The sequence below is a fragment of the Variovorax endophyticus genome, from assembly GCF_025376855.1.
In the GTDB taxonomy this organism is placed as follows: Bacteria; Pseudomonadota; Gammaproteobacteria; order Burkholderiales; family Burkholderiaceae_C; genus Variovorax.
Genome location: NZ_JAHUTH010000030.1, coordinates 79,142 through 97,415 on the forward strand (window position 1 = coordinate 79,142; position 18,274 = coordinate 97,415).

The window sequence follows — 18,274 nt, forward strand, 5'->3', positions numbered from 1 at the left end:
CCTCCCCTCTTCGACCACTTCCGGAGCCGACCATGAAAGCAACGCTTGCAGCCCTCGTCCTCGTCGCGACCTCGGTCACGGCCCTGGCCCAGACCACTCCGGTGGGCCTGTGGCGCAACGTCGACGACAAGACCGGCGAGGCCAAGGCCGAGATCCGCATCGGCGAGACCGGCGGCGCGCTCGTCGGCCGCATCGAGAAGTCGCTGAAGAAGGACGGCAAGCCCGACGCGGTCTGCGACGAATGCTCGGACGACCGCAAGGGCCAGCCGATCGCGGGCCTGGAGATCATCCGCGGCGGCAAGAAGGCCGACGGCAAGGACGTCTGGGAGGGCGGGAAGATCCTCGACCCCGAGAACGGCAAGGAATACCGCGCGAGCTTCACGCCGATCGACGGCGGCAAGAAGCTCGAAGTGCGCGGCTATCTCGGCCCCTTCTGGCGCACCCAAACCTGGAACCGCGTTCCTTGACCCACCCCCGTTGCTTGCTCACTTCGTGTAGCCGCCTCCCCCCTCAAGGGGGCAACACCAGTGGCCCGGCAAAGCCGGTTCCACGGTGTTCCCCGAATAAGTCAGAACCCCAAAAAGCTCTGTTATGTCCAGATTTCAAGTGAAGAAGGTCGCCGTGCTCGGCGCCGGCGTGATGGGCGCGCAGATCGCGGCCCACCTCGTCAACGTGCGCGTGCCGGTGGTGCTGTTCGACCTGGCGGCCAAGGAAGGCCCGAAGAACGGCATCGTCACGCGCGCCATCGACAACCTCAAGAAGCTCAAGCCCGCGCCGCTGGGCGACGTGGCCGACGCGGGCCTGATCGAACAGGCCAACTACGACGACAACCTCGACCTGCTCGGCGAGTGCGACCTGGTGATCGAGGCGATCGCCGAGCGCATGGACTGGAAGCTCGACCTCTACAAGAAGATCGCGCCGCACGTGGCCAAGCACGCGATCCTGGCCTCGAACACCTCGGGCCTGTCGATCACCAAGCTCAGCGAGGCATTGCCCGAAGCACTGAAGCCGCGCTTCTGCGGCATCCACTTCTTCAATCCGCCGCGCTACATGTTCCTGGTGGAGCTGATCAACACGCCCACCACGCAGCCGCAGGTGCTCGACGACCTCGAGGCCTTCGTCACCAGCACGCTCGGCAAGGGCGTGGTGCGCGCGCACGACACGCCCAACTTCATCGCCAACCGCGTCGGCATCGCCGGCATGCTGGCCACGCTCAAGGAAGTCGAGAAGTTCGGCCTCACGCCCGACGTGGTGGACGACCTCACGGGCAAGAAGCTGGGCCGCGCGAGCTCGGGCACCTTCCGCACCGCCGACGTGGTGGGCCTGGACACCATGGCCCACGTGGTGAAGACGCTGCAGGACAACCTGAGTGCCGAGACCGATCCCTTCTACGCCAACTTCGCGACGCCGCCGGTGCTCGCCAAGCTGCTGGAACTGAAGAACCTGGGCCAGAAGACCAAGGCCGGCTTCTTCAAGAAGGTGGGCCGCGACATCCTGCGCTTCGACCTCCAGAGCGGCGACTACGTGCCCGCCGGCGCCAAGGCCGACGAAGTCTACGGCCGCATGCTCAAGAAGCCCGCGGGCGAGCGCCTGAAGCTGCTGCGCGAGAGCGAAGGACCGCAGGGCCAGTTCCTCTGGGCGATCCTGCGCGACGGCTTCCATTACGCGGCCGTGCACCTGGGCGATATCGCCGAGAGCGCGCGCGACATCGACTTCGCGATGCGCTGGGGCTTCGGCATGAAGCAGGGCCCGTTCGAACTCTGGCAGGAAGCCGGCTGGGCGCAGGTCGCGAAGTGGGTGCAGGAAGACATCGACGCCGGCAAGGCGCTGAGCAGCGCGCCGCTGCCGAAGTGGGTGTTCGAAGGCCCGGTGGCCGAGGCCGGCGGCGTGCACACGCCCGAAGGCTCGTGGAGCGCCTCGCAGAACAAGTTCGTGCCGCAGCGCAAGCTGCCGGTGCATGCGCGCCAGCTGTTCCCCGAGAGCGTGCTCGGCGCGAACGCGGCCGATGCCAACACGGCCGGCACCACGATCAGCGATGAAGGCGACGTGCGCGTGTGGACGCTCGACGGCGAGGTGCTGATCGCGAGCATCCATTCGAAGATGCACGCCATCAGCCCCGACGTGGCCGAGGCGCTGGGCGCCGCGGTCGAACTCGCCGAGGCCGAATACGAGGGCCTGGTGATCTGGTCGCCCGACGAGATGTTCTCGGTCGGCGCCGACCTGCAGGCGATGCTGCCGGCCTTCGTGGTCGCGGGCATCGGCGCGGTCGAGGGCGCGGAGGAAGAGCTGCAGAACGTGATGCTCAAGATCCGCTATGCCAACGTGCCGGTGGTCTCGGCCGTGCGCGGCCTGGCGCTGGGCGGCGGCTGCGAACTGGCCGTGTACTCGTCGAAGCGCGTGGCGGCGATGGAAAGCTACATCGGCCTGGTCGAGGTCGGCGTGGGCCTGATCCCCGGCGCCGGCGGCCTGACCTACATCGCGCGCCGCGCGGCCGAGAGCGCCTCGGCCTCGACCGGCACCGACCTGCTGCCCTTCCTCACCGAAGGCTTCACGGCCGCGGCGATGGCCAAGGTGGGCACCGGCGCGCTCGATTCGAGGAAGCTCGGCTACCTGCTCGACAGCGACGTGATCGTGCCGAACAAGGACGAGCTGCTCTACGTGGCGCTGCAGCAGGCCAAGGCCATGGCCGACGCCGGCTACCGCCCGCCGCTGCGCCGCACCTTCCGCGTGGCGGGGCGCAGCGGCGCCGCGACGATCAAGGGCCAGCTCGTGAACATGCGCGACGGCGGCTTCATCAGCGCGCACGACTTCCACATCGCGAGCCTGATCGCGAACGTGGTCACCGGCGGCGACGTGGACGCGGGCTCGCTCGTGACCGAGGAATACCTGATGGCGCTGGAACGCAAGGCGTTCTGCTCGCTCATCGTGCACCCCAAGACGCAGGAGCGGATCATGGGGATGCTGAGCACCGGCAAGCCGGTGCGCAACTGAGGACGGATTTCATGAGCAAGCAAGTACAAGACGCCTACATCGTCGCGGCCACCCGCACCCCCATCGGCAAGTCGCACCGCGGCTACTTCCGCAACCACCGTCCCGACGACCTGCTCGCGACCACGCTGAAGGCCGCGCTGGCTGCAGTGCCCGGTCTCGATCCGAAGGCCATCGAGGACATCATCTGCGGCTGCGCGATCCCCGAGGCGCAGCAGGGCCTGAACGTCGCGCGCATCGGCGCGGTGCTCGCGGGCCTGCCGACCAGCGTCGGTGGCATCACGGTCAACCGCTTCTGCGCCTCGGGCCTGTCGGCGGTGCAGATGGCGGCCGACCGCATCCGCGTCGGCGAGGCCGACGTGATGATCGCGGCCGGCGTCGAGAGCATGAGCATGGTGCCGATGATGGGCAACTCGCCCTCGCTGTCGCCCTCCATCTTCGAGCGCGACGGCGACGTGGGCATCGCCTACGGCATGGGCCTGACGGCCGAGAAGGTCGCGCAGCAGTGGAAGGTGAGCCGCCAGGCCCAGGACGAATTCGCGCTGGCCTCGCACCAGAAGGCGCTGGCCGCGCAGAAGGCCGGCAAGTTCGCGGACGAGATCACGCCGATCGAAGTGACCGACCGCGCGCCCGATCTCGAGAGCGGCGAAGCGATCGCGACCACGCGCACCGTGAACCTCGACGAAGGCGCGCGCCCCGACACCTCGATCGAAGGCCTCGCCAAGCTGCGCACCGTGTTCGCCGCGCGCGGCACGGTCACGGCCGGCAACAGCTCGCAGACCTCCGACGGCGCGGGCGCGCTGATCCTGGCCAGCGAGAAGGCGGTCAAGCAGTTCGGCCTGACGCCGCTGGCGCGCTTCGTGAGCTTCGCGAGCAAGGGCGTGCCGCCGCACATCATGGGCATCGGCCCGATCGAGGCGATTCCCGCGGCGCTGCGCTATGCCGGCCTGAGCCAGCAGGACATCGACTGGATCGAGCTCAACGAAGCCTTCGCGGCCCAGTCGCTCGCGGTCATCAACACCCTGGGGCTCGACCCGTCGAAGGTCAACCCGATGGGCGGCGCGATCGCGCTGGGCCATCCGCTGGGCGCCACCGGCGCGATCCGCTCGGCCACGGTGGTGCATGCGCTGCAGCGCGAGAAGCTCAAGTACGGCATGGTCACGATGTGCGTGGGCATGGGGCAGGGCGCCGCCGGCATCTTCGAGCGCGTCTGATCGATCACGCGCCAGGCAACGCGACGAGGGCCGGCGCCAGAAGGAGACAAGCCATGCATCAGACGCAGCAGTTGCCGGTCGACGGCGGCACGCACGAACTGGCGGTGCGCCGCTACGAACCCGCGGGCGCGCCGCGCGCCAGCATCGTGATCGGCGGCGCCATGGGCGTGCGCCAGTCCTTCTACGAGGCCTTCGCGCGCTGGCTCGCGGGCCAGGGGCTGCGCGTCTGGACCTTCGACTACCGCGGCTCGGGCGACTCGCGCCGCGCCGCCTCGCTGCGCGGCTTCGAGGCCGACCTGTTCGACTGGGCGCGCGACTACGAAGCGGTCATCGACGCCGCCAAGGCCGCGCTGCCCGCGCAGCCGCTCTACCTGCTGGGCCACAGCCTCGGCGCGCAACTGCCGGGCTTCCTGCAGCGCCCCGAGCAGGTCGACGGCCTGGTGAGCATCGCGGCCGGCAGCGGCTACTGGCGCGAGAACGCGCCGCGGCTCAAGCGCGGCATCCTCTACTTCTGGTTCGTGCTGGTGCCGCTGGTCACGCGGCTGTGCGGCTACTTCCCGGGTCGCAAGCTCAGGAAGGTGGGCGACCTGCCGCGCGGCGTGATCCTGCAATGGCGGCGCTGGTGCCTGAACCCGCGCTACAGCGTGGGTGCCGAGGGCGAGCTGGCGCAAAGGAGCTACAGCCGCGTGCGCTTCCCGGTGCTCGCGCTGTCGATGACCGACGACGAGCTGATGACGCTGGCCGGCACGCACAGCCTGGTGAGCTTCTACGATCAGGCACCGCGCGCCATCGAGCGCATCGCGCCGGCCGACGTGCAGGCGCGGCGCATCGGTCACTTCGGCTTCTTCCGCGAGCAGTTCAGCCAGAGCCTGTGGCCCGCCACGGTCGACAAGCTGCATCGGCTGGGCGCGTTGACGACCGCGCCCGGCGTCCCGCACACGACTGCCTGAGGCCGCGCGCCGGAGCACACTGCGGCCATGAGCACGAGCACTCCCCACCCCTTCGACAAGGCCATCGCGCTGCAGCACAGCGACCTGCGCGCGGGCCACTTCACCGGCACCACCAGCCCCGACTACTGGAACATGGTCGGTCCCTTCGGCGGCACCACCGCGGCGGTCGCGCTGCAGGCGGTGCTGCAGCATCCGGACCTGCTGGGCACGCCGATCGCGCTGACCGTGAATTACGCGGCCGCGCTCGAGGCCGGTGCCTTCGACGTGCAGGCGACCGCGGTGCGCACCAACCGTTCGACCCAGCACTGGACCGTGCAGATCACGCAGCCCGGCGCGGGCGGCGCGCCGAACATGACGACCACCGCCACCGTGGTGACGGCCGCGCGCCGCGAGACCTGGGGCCGGAGCGACCTCGCCATGCCCGAGGTGCCGAAGCCCGAGGCGGTCGAGCCGATCCGCATCGGCCCGGCTGGCGTGGCCTGGGTGCAGCAGTACGAGATGCGCCCGTTCAGCGGCGGCATTCCCGCGCAGTGGGACGGCAGCCTGCAGCACAGCCAGACCCGCATCTGGGTGCGCGACGCGCAGCCGCGGCCGCTCGACCTGCCCTCGCTCGCGGCCATGAGCGACGTGTTCTATCCACGCATCTGGCTGCGCCGCGCCAAGCACGTGCCGGCCGGCACGGTGTCGATCACCACCTACTTCCACGCCGACGCGGCGCAACTGGCCGAGGTCGGCACCGGCTTCTTGCTCGGGCAGGCGACGGGGCAGCAGTTCTTCAACGGCTTCTTCGACCAGACCGCGCAGTTGTGGAGCGAGGCCGGCGTGCTGCTCGCGACCTCGAACCAGATCGTCTACTACAAGGAATAGCCTCCGGTTTCGCAAGGCCCGCGGCCGCCCGGAGAGAATCCAGCCCACCCAGGAGACAACGCCGCATGACGAAGACCGTCGAGTTCTATTTCGATTTCGGCAGCCCCGCCGCCTACCTCGCCGCGACCCAGCTGCCCCATGTGTGCGCTGACACCGGCGCCGAGCTGGTCTGGAAACCGATGCTGCTGGGCGGCGTGTTCCAGGCCACGGGCAACCACTCGCCGGCCGAGATCGCGCCCAAGGGGTCGTACATGACGACCGACCTGCAGCGCTTCGCGAAGCGCTACGGCGTGCCCTTCGTGCACAACCCGCACTTCCCGATCAACACGCTGCTCTTGATGCGCGGCGCCACCGGCGTGCAGATGGAACAGCCCGCGCGCTTCGCGGCCTATGTCGACGCGATCTACCACGCGATGTGGGTCGAGCCGCGCAACCTCAACGATCCGGCCGAGGTCGGCGCGGTGCTGCAGGCCGCGGGCTTCGACCCGGCCGCGCTGCTCGCGCTCGCGGGCCGGCAGGACGTGAAGGACCGCCTGAAGGCCGTCACGCAGGAGGCCGTGGCGCGCGGCGTGTTCGGCGCGCCCACCATGTTCGTGGGCAGCGACATGTTCTGGGGCCAGGACCGGCTCGACTTCGTGCGCGAGGCGCTGGCGGCCTGATCCCTTTTCTCTTTCTTCTTTCCACAGGACACAAGCCATGAGCGACATCCTCGTCCACGCCGAAGCCGGCGTGATGACCATCACCTTCAACCGCGTCGACAAGAAGAACTCGATCACCAGCGCCATGTATGCCGAGCTGGCCGATGCGCTGGCCAAGGCCGAGGGCGACGCGGCCGTGCGCTGCGTGCTGATCCAGGGCGACCCGACCATCTTCAGCGCCGGCAACGACATCGGCGACTTCCTCAATGCGCCGCCCGCGGGCAAGGACTCGCCGGTGTTCCGCTTCCTGCGCGGCATCGCGACCTTCCCGAAGCCGATCGTGGCGGCCGTCTGCGGCCCGGCCGTGGGCATCGGCACCACGATGCTGTTCCATTGCGACCTGGTCTACGCGGGCGACAACGCGGCCTTCTCGATGCCCTTCGTCAACCTCGGCCTGTGCCCCGAGGCGGCCTCCAGCCTGCTGGTGCCGCAGATGCTCGGCTACCACCGCGCGGCCGAGGCGCTGCTGCTGGGCGAGCCCTTCATGGCCGAGGCCGCGCTCGAGGTCGGCCTGGTCAACCGCGTGGTGCCGCCGACCGAGGCCAATGCCATCGCCCAGACCCAGGCGCGCAAGCTCGCGGCCAAGCCGCTGAGCGCGCTGGTCGAGACCAAGCGGCTGCTCAAGAAGGCGCAGCTGCCCGCGGTCATCGAGCGCATGGACGAGGAGGGCGCGAGCTTCGGCCGCATGCTGCGCGAGCCCGCGGCGCGCGAGGCCTTCGGCGCCTTCATGGAAAAGCGCAAGCCGGATTTCTCGAAGCTCTGAGCGCGCTGCGGGTCGGTACCTACAACCTGCGTTCTACGGGCTTTCCACAAGCCGCCGGGGCCCCTTCGGCGGGGTCGCACGCGTACACTGATTCGCGTGCCAGTCCTCCAGTTACACACGCCAGCAGCCCGCACCCAGCGGTCGTTCGATGCTACTGAAAAGGTAGCAATTCGACCGACCCGCAGGCAAGCCCTGGGCCTGCTCGGCGCCACATTGGCGGCGCCTTCGGTGGTGCTCGCGCGCGTGCGGCCGCTGCGCATCGGCGTCATCGGCCCCTGGTCGGGCGCCTACATCGGTGGCGGGCGGCAGTTCGACGCCGGCATGGCGATCTGGCTCGGTGCGCACAACCAGCAGATCGCGGGCCGCCCGGTCGAACTGCTGCGGCGCGACGTGCCCGTGAGCGCGCCCGACATGGCGCGCCGGCTCGCGCTCGACCTGGTGGAGAACGAGCGCGTCGACCTGCTGACCGGCCTGCACTTCAGCTCCAACGCCTATGCCGTGGCGGCCGTCGCCACGCAGGCCAAGGTGCCCACGGTGATCATGAACGCCGCCTCCTCGGGCATCACTGCGCGCTCGCCCTACACGGTGCGCGTGTCCTTCACCATCGCGCAGGTCACGCTGCCGCTGGCGCGCTGGGCGCTCAAGGAGGGGCTGCGCGAGGTCTGCACCGTGACGGCCGACTACGCCTCGGGCGTCGATGCCGAGACCGCCTTCGTCTCGGGCATCACGGCCGGCGGCGGCAATGTCGGCGCGATGCTGCGCGTGCCGCTCGCCACGCAGGACTACACGGCCTACATGCTGCGGCTGCGCGAGCTCAAGCCGCAGGCGGTGTTCTTCTTCCTGCCCTCGGGCCAGATGCCGGCGGGGTTCCTGCGCGCCTGGCGCGACCGCGGCATGGCCGACACCGGCATCCGGCTGCTGTCGACCGGCGACGCCACCGACGACCACTACCTGCAGAACATCGGCGAGCTGGCCGAGGGGCTGGTCACCAGCCACCACTATTCGTACGCGCACGAGTCGCCCGAGAACCGCCGCTTCGTCGCGGCCTTCGAGACCGAGTACGGCTCGCACCTGCGGCCCGGCTATTTCGCGGTGGCCGCGCACGATGCCTTCGCGGCGCTCGATCTCGCGATGGCCTCGCCGCTGATGCGCGGCGGCGGCAGCCCCGAGAAGCTGATCGACGCCTTCCGCGGCCTCAAGCTCGAGAGCCCGCGCGGCCCGATCGAGATCGACGCCTACACGCGCGACATCGTGCAGACGGTCTACATCCGCCGCACCGAGCGCCGCGACGGGCGCTGGATCAACCGGGAGTTCGAGCGTTTCGAGAAGGTGCGCGATCCGGCGCTGTGAGGCTGCCCGGGCCGATCAGGCCGCCGGCTGCTCGATCGCCCGCGGCCGCCCGCTGTCGTCGATCGCCACGTAGGTGAAGGTGGCCTGCGTCACCTTGATGTACTCGCCCTGCGCCCGGAAGCGCTCGGCGAAGACCTCCACGGTCACGGTGATCGAGGTGCGGCCGATGCGCACCAGCTTCGAATAGAAGGACAGGATGTCGCCGATGCGCACCGGCTGCTTGAAGATGAACTCGTTGACCGCCACCGTGGCCTGGCGCCCCTTGGCGTAGCGCGCCGGGATCACCGAGCCGGCCAGGTCGCACTGGGCCATGACCCAGCCGCCGAAGATGTCGCCGTTGGCATTGCAGTCCGCCGGCATCGGGATCACCTTGAGCACCAGCTCCATGTCGGTGGGCAGGCTCTTCAGGGTGGCGGCGGCGTCGGCACTGGGGGAATCGGACATGGGCAACAATCAGGGCAGAAAAACGACCACGATTGTCCCTCATGCGCCGCGCCGGCGAAGCCGTTTCCACCCCCACCTCCTCCCCACCGCACGCCGGCGGCCATGCGCCCGCGCGCGCCGACCGCTCCGACTGGGCCACGCTGCGGCGCCTCTTTCCCTACCTCTGGGACTACAAGTGGCGCGTGCTGTTCGCGCTGGGCTTCATGGTGGCGGCCAAGGTGGCCAACGTCGGCGTGCCGCTGCTGCTGAAGAACCTGGTCGACGCCATGACGCCCAAGCCCGACATGGCGCAGGCGCTGCTCGTGGTGCCGATCGCGCTGCTGGTGGCCTACGGGCTGCTGCGCTTCAGCACCTCGCTCTTCAACGAGCTGCGCGAGCTGATCTTCGCCAAGGCCACCGAGGGCGCGGCGCGCCGCATCGCGCTCGAGGTGTTCGGCCACCTGCATTCGCTGAGCCTGCGCTTCCACCTCGAGCGCCAGACCGGCGGCATGACGCGCGACATCGAGCGCGGCACGCGCGGCGTGCATTCGCTGATCTCGATGTCGCTCTACAGCATCGTGCCGACCATCATCGAGCTGGTGCTGGTGCTCGCCATCCTCGGCGTGAAATTCGATGCGCTGTTCGTCTGGATCACGCTGGCGGCGCTGGTGCTCTACATCGGCTTCACGGTCACCGTGACCGAGTGGCGCACCCAGTTCCGCAAGACCATGAACGAGCTCGACTCGCTGGCGCAGAGCCGCGCGGTCGATTCGCTCCTGAACTACGAGACCGTCAAGTACTTCAACAACGAGGCCTTCGAGGCGAAGCGCTACGACGCCAGCCTCGACCGCTACCGCAAGGCCGCGATCACCAGCCAGCGCACGCTGAGCATGCTCAACGCGGGGCAGCAGGCGCTGATCGCGATCAGCCTGGTGCTGATGCTGTGGCGCGCCACCTCGGGCGTGGTCGACGGCCGCATGACCCTGGGCGACCTGGTGATGGTCAACGCCTTCATGATCCAGCTCTACATCCCGCTCAACTTCCTGGGCGTGATCTACCGCGAGATCAAGCAGAGCCTGACCGACCTCGACAAGATGTTCGTGCTGATGGAGAAGGAGCGCGAGGTGCGCGACGCGCCCGGCGCGCAGCCGCTGGCCGGCGCCGACGCCACGGTGCGCTTCGAGGACGTGAGCTTCGCCTACGAGGCCGCGCGGCCGATCCTCAAGCACGTGAGCTTCGAGATCCCCGCGGGCAAGACGGTGGCGGTGGTGGGCCCCTCGGGCTCGGGCAAGTCCACGCTGGCGCGGCTGCTCTACCGCTTCTACGACGTGCAGCAGGGCCGCATCACCATCGGCGGCGAGGACATCCGCGCGGTGCAGCAGTCCAGCGTGCGCCGCGCGATCGGCATCGTGCCGCAGGACACGGTGCTGTTCAACGACACGATCGAATACAACATCGCCTACGGTCGCCCGGGCGCCACGCGCGCGGAGGTCGAGGAGGCGGCCCGCGCGGCGCGCATCCACGACTTCATCGCCGCCACGCCGCAGGGCTATGCCACCACGGTGGGCGAGCGAGGCCTGAAGCTGTCGGGCGGCGAGAAGCAGCGCGTGGCGATCGCGCGCACGCTGCTGAAGAACCCGCCGATCGTGATCTTCGACGAGGCCACCTCGGCGCTCGACTCGGCCAACGAACGCGCGATCCAGGCCGAGCTCAAGAGTGCGGCGCAGGACAAGACCACGCTGGTGATCGCGCACCGCCTCTCGACCGTGGTCGACGCGCACGAGATCCTGGTGCTCGAGGCCGGCGTGATCGTCGAGCGCGGCACCCATGGCGAGCTGCTCGCGAAGCAGGGCCGCTATGCGCAGATGTGGGCTTTGCAGAAGAGCGAGGCGGCGCCCTTGCTCTAGCCCGATCATTGCTTTCCGTTTTTTTCGACGATTCCAGGAGTTCAGACGTGTCGACCAAGATTCCCCTGCTGGTGCTCAACAGCCTCTCGAGCGCCCACCAGGCCCAGATTGCCGAGGTCTACGACATGACCTATGCCTTCGGCGACGAAGCTCGCGCGGCCGCGATCGCCGCGCGCGGCCATGAATTCCGCGCCGTGCTGACGATCGGCGTGATCGGCATCACGCCGGCCGAGATCGAGGCCATGCCCAAGGTCGAGCTGATCTGCTGCCTGGGCGCGGGCTTCGAGGGCGTGCCGCTCGAGGTGACCCGCGCGCGCGGCATCGTCACCGCCAACGGCGCCGGCACCAACGACGACTGCGTGGCCGACCATGCCTTCGGCCTGCTGATCGCCATCGTGCGCGGCTTCCGCACCCTCGACCGCCAGTGCCGCGAAGGCGTGTGGCGCGAGTCGATCCCGCAGCCGCCGAACGTGTCGGGCAAGAAGCTCGGCATTCTCGGCCTGGGCACCATCGGCCAGAAGATCGCCAAGCGCGCGGCGGGCTTCGACATGGAGATCGGCTATCACAACCGTTCGCCGCGCGAGGGCTCGCCGCACCGCTACTTCGGCGACCTGAAGTCGCTGGCCGCCTGGGCCGACGTGCTGATGCTGGCCGCGCCCGGCGGCGCCGCCACGCGCCACCTGGTGAATGCCGAGGTGCTCGATGCGATCGGCCCCCGGGGCTACCTGGTGAACATCGGCCGCGGCAGCGTGGTCGACACCGAGGCGCTGGCCGCGGCGCTGCGCGAGAACCGCATCGCGGGCGCGGCGCTCGACGTCTACGAGAGCGAGCCGAAGCCGCCGCAACAGCTGATCGGCCTCGACAACGTGCTGCTGACGCCGCACCTGGCGGGCTGGTCGCCCGAGGCGACGCAGAAGTCGGTGGACCATTTCATCGCGAATGCCGAGGGGCACTTCGCGGGACGTGGGGTTCTCACGCCGGTCTGAGCGAACTCAGCCCAGCACGGGCGGCTTGCGGTCGCCCCACCCGCAGGCCTCGTCGTACGCATGCCCGAGCCGCAGCACCTCGAGGTCCGCATGGATCGGCCCCGCGAGCTGCAGCCCCATCGGCAGGCCCGCCTCGCCGAAGCCCGCGCGCACGTTGAGCGTGGGCAGTCCCGCCAGCGTGAACGGCGTGACGATCTCCATCCAGCGGTGGTAGGTGTCGCTCGGCACGCCGGCCACCTGCGCGGGCCAGTGCAGCTCGGCGTCGAAGGGGAAGACCTGCGCGGTCGGCGCCAGCACGAAGTCGAAGCGCTCGAACAGCGCGAGGAAGGCGCGGTAGACGTTCGAGCGCCACACCGAGGCCTGGAACAGCGAGGCGGCATCGAGGTGCCGGCTCTGCTCGATCTCCCAGCGCGCCTCGGGCTTGAGCTGATCGACCAGCGCGGGCGTGTTCATGTAGGCACCGAGCTTGCCGCCCACCAGCAGCTGGCGCAGCCGCAGCCAGGCGCTCCAGTTGTGGGCGCGCGGCACGTCGAGGGTGCAGGGCTCGACCTCGCAGCCCAGCGCGCGGAAGGTGGCGAGCGCGCTCTCGCCGAGCGCGAGCACGCCGGGCTCGAGCGGCAGGTCGCTCCAGATGCTGCCGAGCCAGCCGATGCGCAGGCCGCGCACCTCGCCCTCGATCCGCAAGTCGTCGGGCGCGGGCAGGGCGTGCGGCGAGGACAGCGGCACGCGGCCGTCGAAGCCGGCCTGCACCGAGAGCAGCCGCGCGGTGTCCTCCACCGTGCGCGCCATCGGGCCTTCGCAACCGAGCTGCTGGAAGAACAGCTCCTCGTCGGGGTCGCCGGGCACGCGCCCGCGCGAGGGCCGCATGCCGATCACGTTGTTGAAGGCGGCCGGGTTGCGCAGCGAACCCATCATGTCGCTGCCGTCGGCCACCGGCAGCATGCCGAGCGCCAGGGCCACGGCCGCGCCACCGCTGCTGCCACCCGCGCTGCGCTCGGGCGCGTAGGCGTTGCGCGTGGTGCCGAACACCGTGTTGTAGGTGTGGGAGCCGAGGCCGAACTCGGGCGTGTTGGTCTTGCCGATGACGACCGCGCCGGCCGCGCGCATGCGCGCCACGTGCAGGCTGTCGGTGCGCGCGGGCGTGCGCGGCGGCAAGGGCGAGCCCTTCGAGGTCGGCAGGCCGGCCGCGTGGCTCAGGTCCTTCACCGCGAGCGGGAAGCCGTGCATCCAGCCGCGGCGCTCGCCGCGCGCCAGCTCGGCGTCGCGCTGGTCGGCCTCGGCCAGCAGCGCGCCGGGGTCCCGCAGCGAGACGATCGCGTTGAAGCGCGGGTTCAGGGCGTCGATGCGCGCCAGCGTGGCTCGCATGAGCTCGCGGCACGAGAGGCCGCGATCGGCGATGCGGCGGGAAAGCTCGGTGGCGCTGAGGTCGAGGAAGTCGTCGGTGGGCATGGCGTGGAGGGAGGAAAGGGCGAGCCGCCAGTATGTGGCAGCCGGGCGCGGGTTGTCCCCGAGCGCCGCCGGCCGCGGCTTCGCGCGCGGCGGCACATAATCGCCCGCCATGGAAACCAAGTGGCTCGAAGACTTCATCAGCCTGGCCGAAACGCGCAGCTTCAGCCGCTCCGCCCAGTTGCGGCACGTGACCCAGCCGGCGTTCTCGCGCCGCATCCAGGCGCTGGAGGGCTGGGCCGGCACCGACCTCGTCGACCGCAGCTCCTATCCCACGCGGCTCACGCCCGCGGGCCAGACGCTCTACAGCCAGGCGATCGAGATGCTGCAGGCGCTGCAGAGCACGCGCGCCATGCTGCGCGGCCATTCGGCCGCCGGGCAGGACGTGATCGAGTTCGCCGTGCCGCACACGCTGGCCTTCACCTTCTTCCCCTCGTGGGTCACCAGCCTGCGCGAGCACTTCGGCCCGATCAAGAGCCGGCTGATCGCGCTCAACGTGCACGACGCCGTGCTGCGGCTGGTCGAGGGCAGCTGCGACCTGCTGATCGCCTACCACCATCCCTCGCAACCGCTGCAGCTCGACGCCAACAAGTACGAGATGGTGAGCCTGGGCGAGGAGACCGTCGCGCCCTGGGTCAAGGCCGACGCCGAGGGCGCGCCGCGCTACCGGCTGCCGGGCCGCGCCGGCCAGCCGCTGCCCTACCTGGGCTATGCGCCGGGCGCCTACCTGGGCCGCGTGGTCGACCAGCTGCTCAAGGAGTCGGGCACCGCGATCCACCTCGACCGGGTCTACGAGACCGACATGGCCGAGGGCCTGAAGGTGATGGCGCTCGAAGGCCACGGCATCGCCTTCCTGCCCCAGAGCGCGGTGCGCAAGGAGGTGCGCATGCGCAAGCTGGTGAGTGCGCTGCCGCCCGAGATCGACCGGCTCGAGGCCACGATGGAGATCCGCGCCTACCGCGAGCGCCCGCAGGCGCCGCTGCAGCCGCGCACGGGCGGCCGGGCCGCCGCCAAGTCCGCCGGGCTCGAGTCGCTGCAGCCCAAGAGCTCGGCCGACGCGCTGTGGTCGTACCTCGTCGGGACCCAGCCGCCGCGCTGATTCCGGGAACCCGTAGGGGGAGCGCCGCTGGTCGGGCCGGGCGTTTGGGTATAGCCTTTGGCAACGGGTTTGTGCACTGCACAATCTATAAAAGTCAGGCATAAGTGTTCCCGTAAACAGCATTGGCGTCCGTGCCATGACGCCCCTACAGTCCGGGCAGTTTTTCGGCCGCGGGTCGAACGACCGCAAATCTATGGCACGCGTTCTCGCGTGCTTTTTTTCAGCCGAGAGGTGGGATATGGGCTCCAACTTCAGAACCGAACACGACTTCCTCGGCGAGAAGCAGATTCCCGTTGCCGCCTACTGGGGCGTGCACACGGCCCGGGCGGTCGAGAACTTCGCGATCTCCGGCACCCGCGTGTCGGCCATGCCCGACCTGGTGCGCGCGCTGGCCTTCGTGAAGAAGGCCGCCACGCGCGCCAATGCCGACCTCGGCGCGATCGACCGCGACCGCGCGGCCGCGATCATCCTGGCCTGCGACGACCTGATCGAGGGCAAGCTGCTCGACGAGTTCGTGGTCGACGTGATCCAGGGCGGCGCCGGCACCTCGACCAACATGAACGCCAACGAGGTCATCTGCAACCTCGCGCTCGAGAAGCTGGGCCACGAGAAGGCACGCTACGACGTGCTGCACCCCAACGACCACGTCAACGCCTCGCAGAGCACCAACGACGTCTACCCGACGGCCGTGCGGCTGGCGCTGTGGTTCGCGATCGGCAAGCTGCTCGAGGCCATGGCGGCGCTGCGCCGCAGCTTCGAGGCCAAGGCCCTCGAGTTCAAGGACGTGCTGAAGATCGGCCGCACCCAGCTGCAGGACGCGGTGCCGATGACCCTGGGCCAGGAGTTCCTGACCTACGCCATCATGATCGGCGAGGACGAGGCCCGCCTGGGCGAGGCGCGCGCGCTGATCGAGGAGATCAACCTCGGTGCCACCGCCATCGGCACCGGCATCAACGCGCCGCACGGCTATGCCAACCTGGCCTGCCAGTACCTGGCCGAGCAGACCGGCGTGCCGCTCAAGCAGGCCGCCAACCTGATCGAGGCCACGCAGGACACCGGCGCCTTCGTGCAGCTGTCGGGCGTGCTCAAGCGCGTGGCCACCAAGCTCAGCAAGACCTGCAACGACCTGCGCCTGCTCTCGAGCGGCCCGCAGGCCGGCTTCGGCGAGATCCGGCTGCCCGCGCGGCAGGCCGGCTCGTCGATCATGCCGGGCAAGGTCAACCCGGTGATCCCGGAGGTGATGAACCAGGTGGCCTTCGAGGTGATCGGCAACGACATCACCGTGACCCTGGCGTCCGAAGCCGGCCAGCTGCAGCTCAACGCCTTCGAGCCGATCATGGGCTGGAGCCTGTTCAAGAGCATCAAGCACCTGGGCAACGCCTGCAGGACGCTGCAGCTGAACTGCGTCGACGGCATCGAGGCCAACCGCGAGTTCCTGGCGAAGCGGGTGCGCGAGTCGGTCACGCTGGTCACCGCGCTCAATCCGCTGATCGGCTACGAGAAGGCCGCGCTGATCGCCAAGACCGCGCTGGCCACGGGCGGGCCGATCGACCTGGTCGCCGAGTCGCTGGGCATCATGACGCGCGCCGAGATGGATGCGCTGCTGGTGCCCGAGAACCTGACCCAGCCCGTGCGCCTGTCCGTGCCGGTGCCGCCGGCCGCGGAACCGTCGGGCACAAAGGCTGCTTTGTGAAAGCCCGACAATGCCGAATCCCGTGTCCGCACCACTGCAGCGCCTTATGCGCCCGCCCGGTGCGTGGCTCGGGGAAAATGCACCGGGTTGGTCCGGGTATTCCCCCGAGACATCATGTCTAGAATTTCGTTGTATCTCTCATTTCCGTCACCCTCAGGAGTTTTCCGTATGAAAAAGCAAGTACTGGCATTGGCAATCGCGGCGCTCGCCGCCGGCGGCGCGATGGCGCAGGCCAATGACACGCTGGCCAAGATCAAGGCATCGGGCGTCATCACCGAAGGTGTGCGCGAATCCTCGGGTCTGTCGTACACGCTGGGCAACGGCCAGTACACCGGCTTCCACTACGACGTCTGCGCCAACATCATCAAGGACCTCGAGAAGGCCGCCGGCAAGAAGCTCGAAGTCAAGTACCAGCCCGTGACCTCGCAGAACCGCATCCCGCTGGTGCAGAACGGCACCGTCGACATCGAGTGCGGCTCCACCACCAACAACGCCACCCGCCAGAAGGACGTGGCCTTCGGCGTGACCACCTACGTCGAGGAAACCAAGATCGTCGTGAAGGCGAACTCGGGCATCAACTCGCTGGCCGACCTGAAGGACAAGACCGTCGCCACGACCACCGGCACCACGCCGCTGCAGACCGTGCGCAAGCAGAAGCGCGCCGAGAACCTGACCTTCAAGGAGGTCTATGGCAAGGACCACTCCGACAGCTTCCTGCTGCTCGAGACCGGCCGTGCCGACGCCTTCGTGATGGACGGCTCGATCCTGGCCGCGCTGGCCGCCAAGTCGAAGTCGCCCAAGGACTACAAGATCCTGCCGGACGTGCTGGCCGTCGAGCCCATTGCCATCATGATCCGCAAGGACGACCCCGCCTTCAAGAAGGCCGTGGACGACAGCATCAAGGCCCAGGCCAAGTCGGGCGAGCTCGCCAAGCTCTACGACAAGTGGTTCCTGAAGCCGATCCCCCCGGCGAACGTCACCATCAACCTGCCGCTGGGCGAAGCCACCAAGAACGCGTGGGCCAACCCGAACGACAAGCCTGCTGAAGAGTACGTCACCAAGGAATAAGCGTCGCGTCGCTGCGTGAATGACGCCCACCTTTCGCGGTGGGCGTTTCTTTTCAGGGACTGATTTTCGGAAGAAGGCGAAGGAGTAAGAAAATGGGCAACTGGGATTGGCAGGTCTTCCTGCAGGACCCCGGGGGGGAATATCCGACCTACCTGCAATGGATGCTGTCGGCCTGGGGCTGGACGGTGTCCGTGGCACTGTTGGCGTTGATCGTCGCGTTGGTGTTGGGCTCGCTGGTCGGCATCGTCCGTACCTTGCCCGACAACCCGTGGCTGGTGCGCCTGGGCAATGCCTGGGTCGAGCTGTTTCGCAACATTCCGCTGCTGGTGCAGATCTTCCTCTGGTATCACGTCATCCCGGCGCTGATTCCGGTCATGAAGGGCGTGCCCAGCTTCATCCTGGTGGTGCTGGCGCTGGGCTTCTTCACCTCGGCGCGTATCGCCGAGCAGGTGCGCTCCGGCATCCAGGCGCTGCCCAAGGGCCAGCGCTACGCGGGCATGGCGGTGGGCTTCACCACGACGCAGTACTACCGCTACGTGATCCTGCCGATGGCCTACCGCATCATCATCCCGCCGCTCACGAGCGAGACGATGAACATCTTCAAGAACTCGTCCGTCGCGTTCGCCGTGTCGGTCACCGAGCTCACCATGTTCGCCATGCAGGCGCAGGAAGAAACCTCGCGCGGCATCGAGGTCTACCTCGCGGTGACGGCGTGCTACGTGGTGTCGGCCCTGGCCATCAACCGGCTCATGGCCTTCATCGAGAAGAAGACCCGCGTGCCGGGCTTCATCGTCTCGGCCAGCGGCGGCGGAGGACACTGAC

The 18,274-nt window shown here is 68.9% G+C and carries 16 protein-coding genes; 14 read left to right on the plus strand and 2 right to left on the minus strand.

The window, feature by feature from the left end; all coding sequences use genetic code 11:
- The first annotated feature begins 32 nt into the window (after positions 1-32).
- The 8 genes from KV106_RS31205 to KV106_RS31240 all read left to right on the plus strand — a co-directional run bounded on the left by KV106_RS31205 (position 33) and on the right by KV106_RS31240 (position 8,830).
- Positions 33-467 (plus strand): DUF2147 domain-containing protein, encoded by a 435-nt coding sequence (locus tag KV106_RS31205; RefSeq protein WP_057590967.1) that lies wholly within the window; start codon positions 33-35, stop codon positions 465-467.
- Positions 468-591: 124 nt separating this feature from the next.
- Positions 592-2,991, plus strand: coding sequence for a 3-hydroxyacyl-CoA dehydrogenase/enoyl-CoA hydratase family protein (locus tag KV106_RS31210; protein ID WP_261215053.1), 2,400 nt, complete (start codon positions 592-594; stop codon positions 2,989-2,991).
- 11 nt (positions 2,992-3,002) lie between these two features.
- Positions 3,003-4,202, plus strand: coding sequence for an acetyl-CoA C-acyltransferase (locus KV106_RS31215; protein ID WP_093354026.1), 1,200 nt, complete (start codon positions 3,003-3,005; stop codon positions 4,200-4,202).
- Between the two features lie 53 nt (positions 4,203-4,255).
- Positions 4,256-5,152 carry an alpha/beta hydrolase family protein gene (locus KV106_RS31220; protein ID WP_261215055.1) on the plus strand — a complete coding sequence of 299 codons (897 nt, stop codon included), beginning with the start codon at positions 4,256-4,258 and terminating at the stop codon, positions 5,150-5,152.
- 27 nt (positions 5,153-5,179) lie between these two features.
- Positions 5,180-6,019, plus strand: coding sequence for an acyl-CoA thioesterase (locus tag KV106_RS31225; protein ID WP_261215062.1), 840 nt, complete (start codon positions 5,180-5,182; stop codon positions 6,017-6,019).
- A 65-nt stretch (positions 6,020-6,084) separates the two neighbouring features.
- On the plus strand, positions 6,085-6,678 hold the full coding sequence (locus tag KV106_RS31230) for a 2-hydroxychromene-2-carboxylate isomerase (protein WP_057590972.1): 594 nt from the start codon (positions 6,085-6,087) through the stop codon (positions 6,676-6,678).
- Between the two features lie 37 nt (positions 6,679-6,715).
- Positions 6,716-7,480: an enoyl-CoA hydratase gene (locus KV106_RS31235; RefSeq protein ID WP_208509310.1), complete on the plus strand. Its 765-nt coding sequence runs from the start codon at positions 6,716-6,718 to the stop codon at positions 7,478-7,480.
- Positions 7,481-7,723: 243 nt separating this feature from the next.
- Positions 7,724-8,830, plus strand: coding sequence for an ABC transporter substrate-binding protein (locus tag KV106_RS31240; protein WP_409976576.1), 1,107 nt, complete (start codon positions 7,724-7,726; stop codon positions 8,828-8,830).
- Between the two features lie 15 nt (positions 8,831-8,845).
- On the opposite strand, the gene KV106_RS31245 is transcribed toward KV106_RS31240, so the two are convergent.
- Positions 8,846-9,274, minus strand: coding sequence for an acyl-CoA thioesterase (locus KV106_RS31245; RefSeq protein ID WP_057590974.1), 429 nt, complete (start codon positions 9,272-9,274; stop codon positions 8,846-8,848).
- 41 nt (positions 9,275-9,315) lie between these two features.
- Between KV106_RS31245 and KV106_RS31250 the strand changes: the two genes are divergently transcribed.
- Entirely contained in the window at positions 9,316-11,160 is a 1,845-nt protein-coding gene (locus tag KV106_RS31250) for an ABCB family ABC transporter ATP-binding protein/permease (RefSeq protein ID WP_057590975.1), read from the plus strand.
- A 47-nt stretch (positions 11,161-11,207) separates the two neighbouring features.
- A complete protein-coding gene (locus KV106_RS31255) occupies positions 11,208-12,146 on the plus strand; it encodes a 2-hydroxyacid dehydrogenase (protein ID WP_261215069.1) in 939 nt (312 codons plus the stop codon).
- A gap of 6 nt (positions 12,147-12,152) precedes the next feature.
- Here KV106_RS31255 and KV106_RS31260 read toward each other — a convergent pair whose 3' ends face one another.
- Positions 12,153-13,595 (minus strand): amidase, encoded by a 1,443-nt coding sequence (locus tag KV106_RS31260; protein WP_261215070.1) that lies wholly within the window; start codon positions 13,593-13,595, stop codon positions 12,153-12,155.
- Between the two features lie 109 nt (positions 13,596-13,704).
- Here KV106_RS31260 and KV106_RS31265 point away from each other — a divergent pair, with 109 nt between their 5' ends.
- The 4 genes from KV106_RS31265 to KV106_RS31280 all read left to right on the plus strand — a co-directional run bounded on the left by KV106_RS31265 (position 13,705) and on the right by KV106_RS31280 (position 18,273).
- Complete coding sequence (locus KV106_RS31265; protein ID WP_057590978.1) at positions 13,705-14,691, plus strand: LysR substrate-binding domain-containing protein; 987 nt, start codon at positions 13,705-13,707, stop codon at positions 14,689-14,691.
- Positions 14,692-14,929: 238 nt separating this feature from the next.
- Complete coding sequence (locus tag KV106_RS31270; protein ID WP_057590979.1) at positions 14,930-16,384, plus strand: aspartate ammonia-lyase; 1,455 nt, start codon at positions 14,930-14,932, stop codon at positions 16,382-16,384.
- Positions 16,385-16,552: 168 nt separating this feature from the next.
- Positions 16,553-17,452, plus strand: a complete 900-nt coding sequence (locus tag KV106_RS31275) for an amino acid ABC transporter substrate-binding protein (protein ID WP_057590980.1) — start codon at positions 16,553-16,555, stop codon at positions 17,450-17,452.
- Positions 17,453-17,544: 92 nt separating this feature from the next.
- Positions 17,545-18,273 (plus strand): amino acid ABC transporter permease, encoded by a 729-nt coding sequence (locus tag KV106_RS31280; RefSeq protein ID WP_057590981.1) that lies wholly within the window; start codon positions 17,545-17,547, stop codon positions 18,271-18,273.
- The last annotated feature ends 1 nt before the right edge of the window (position 18,274 follow it).

What these genes read in the sequence shown, in the direction of transcription:
- KV106_RS31210 (WP_261215053.1), top strand. Translation starts at nt 592, where the DNA reads ATGTCCAGATTTCAAGTGAAGAAGGTCGCCGTGCTCGGCGCCGGCGTG.
- KV106_RS31260 (WP_261215070.1), bottom strand. Translation starts at nt 13,595, where the DNA reads ATGCCCACCGACGACTTCCTCGACCTCAGCGCCACCGAGCTTTCCCGC.
- KV106_RS31230 (WP_057590972.1), top strand. Translation starts at nt 6,085, where the DNA reads ATGACGAAGACCGTCGAGTTCTATTTCGATTTCGGCAGCCCCGCCGCC.
- KV106_RS31250 (WP_057590975.1), top strand. Translation starts at nt 9,316, where the DNA reads ATGCGCCGCGCCGGCGAAGCCGTTTCCACCCCCACCTCCTCCCCACCG.
- KV106_RS31220 (WP_261215055.1), top strand. Translation starts at nt 4,256, where the DNA reads ATGCATCAGACGCAGCAGTTGCCGGTCGACGGCGGCACGCACGAACTG.
- KV106_RS31265 (WP_057590978.1), top strand. Translation starts at nt 13,705, where the DNA reads ATGGAAACCAAGTGGCTCGAAGACTTCATCAGCCTGGCCGAAACGCGC.
- KV106_RS31275 (WP_057590980.1), top strand. Translation starts at nt 16,553, where the DNA reads ATGAAAAAGCAAGTACTGGCATTGGCAATCGCGGCGCTCGCCGCCGGC.
- KV106_RS31245 (WP_057590974.1), bottom strand. Translation starts at nt 9,274, where the DNA reads ATGTCCGATTCCCCCAGTGCCGACGCCGCCGCCACCCTGAAGAGCCTG.
- KV106_RS31280 (WP_057590981.1), top strand. Translation starts at nt 17,545, where the DNA reads ATGGGCAACTGGGATTGGCAGGTCTTCCTGCAGGACCCCGGGGGGGAA.
- KV106_RS31205 (WP_057590967.1), top strand. Translation starts at nt 33, where the DNA reads ATGAAAGCAACGCTTGCAGCCCTCGTCCTCGTCGCGACCTCGGTCACG.
- KV106_RS31270 (WP_057590979.1), top strand. Translation starts at nt 14,930, where the DNA reads ATGGGCTCCAACTTCAGAACCGAACACGACTTCCTCGGCGAGAAGCAG.
- KV106_RS31235 (WP_208509310.1), top strand. Translation starts at nt 6,716, where the DNA reads ATGAGCGACATCCTCGTCCACGCCGAAGCCGGCGTGATGACCATCACC.
- KV106_RS31225 (WP_261215062.1), top strand. Translation starts at nt 5,180, where the DNA reads ATGAGCACGAGCACTCCCCACCCCTTCGACAAGGCCATCGCGCTGCAG.
- KV106_RS31215 (WP_093354026.1), top strand. Translation starts at nt 3,003, where the DNA reads ATGAGCAAGCAAGTACAAGACGCCTACATCGTCGCGGCCACCCGCACC.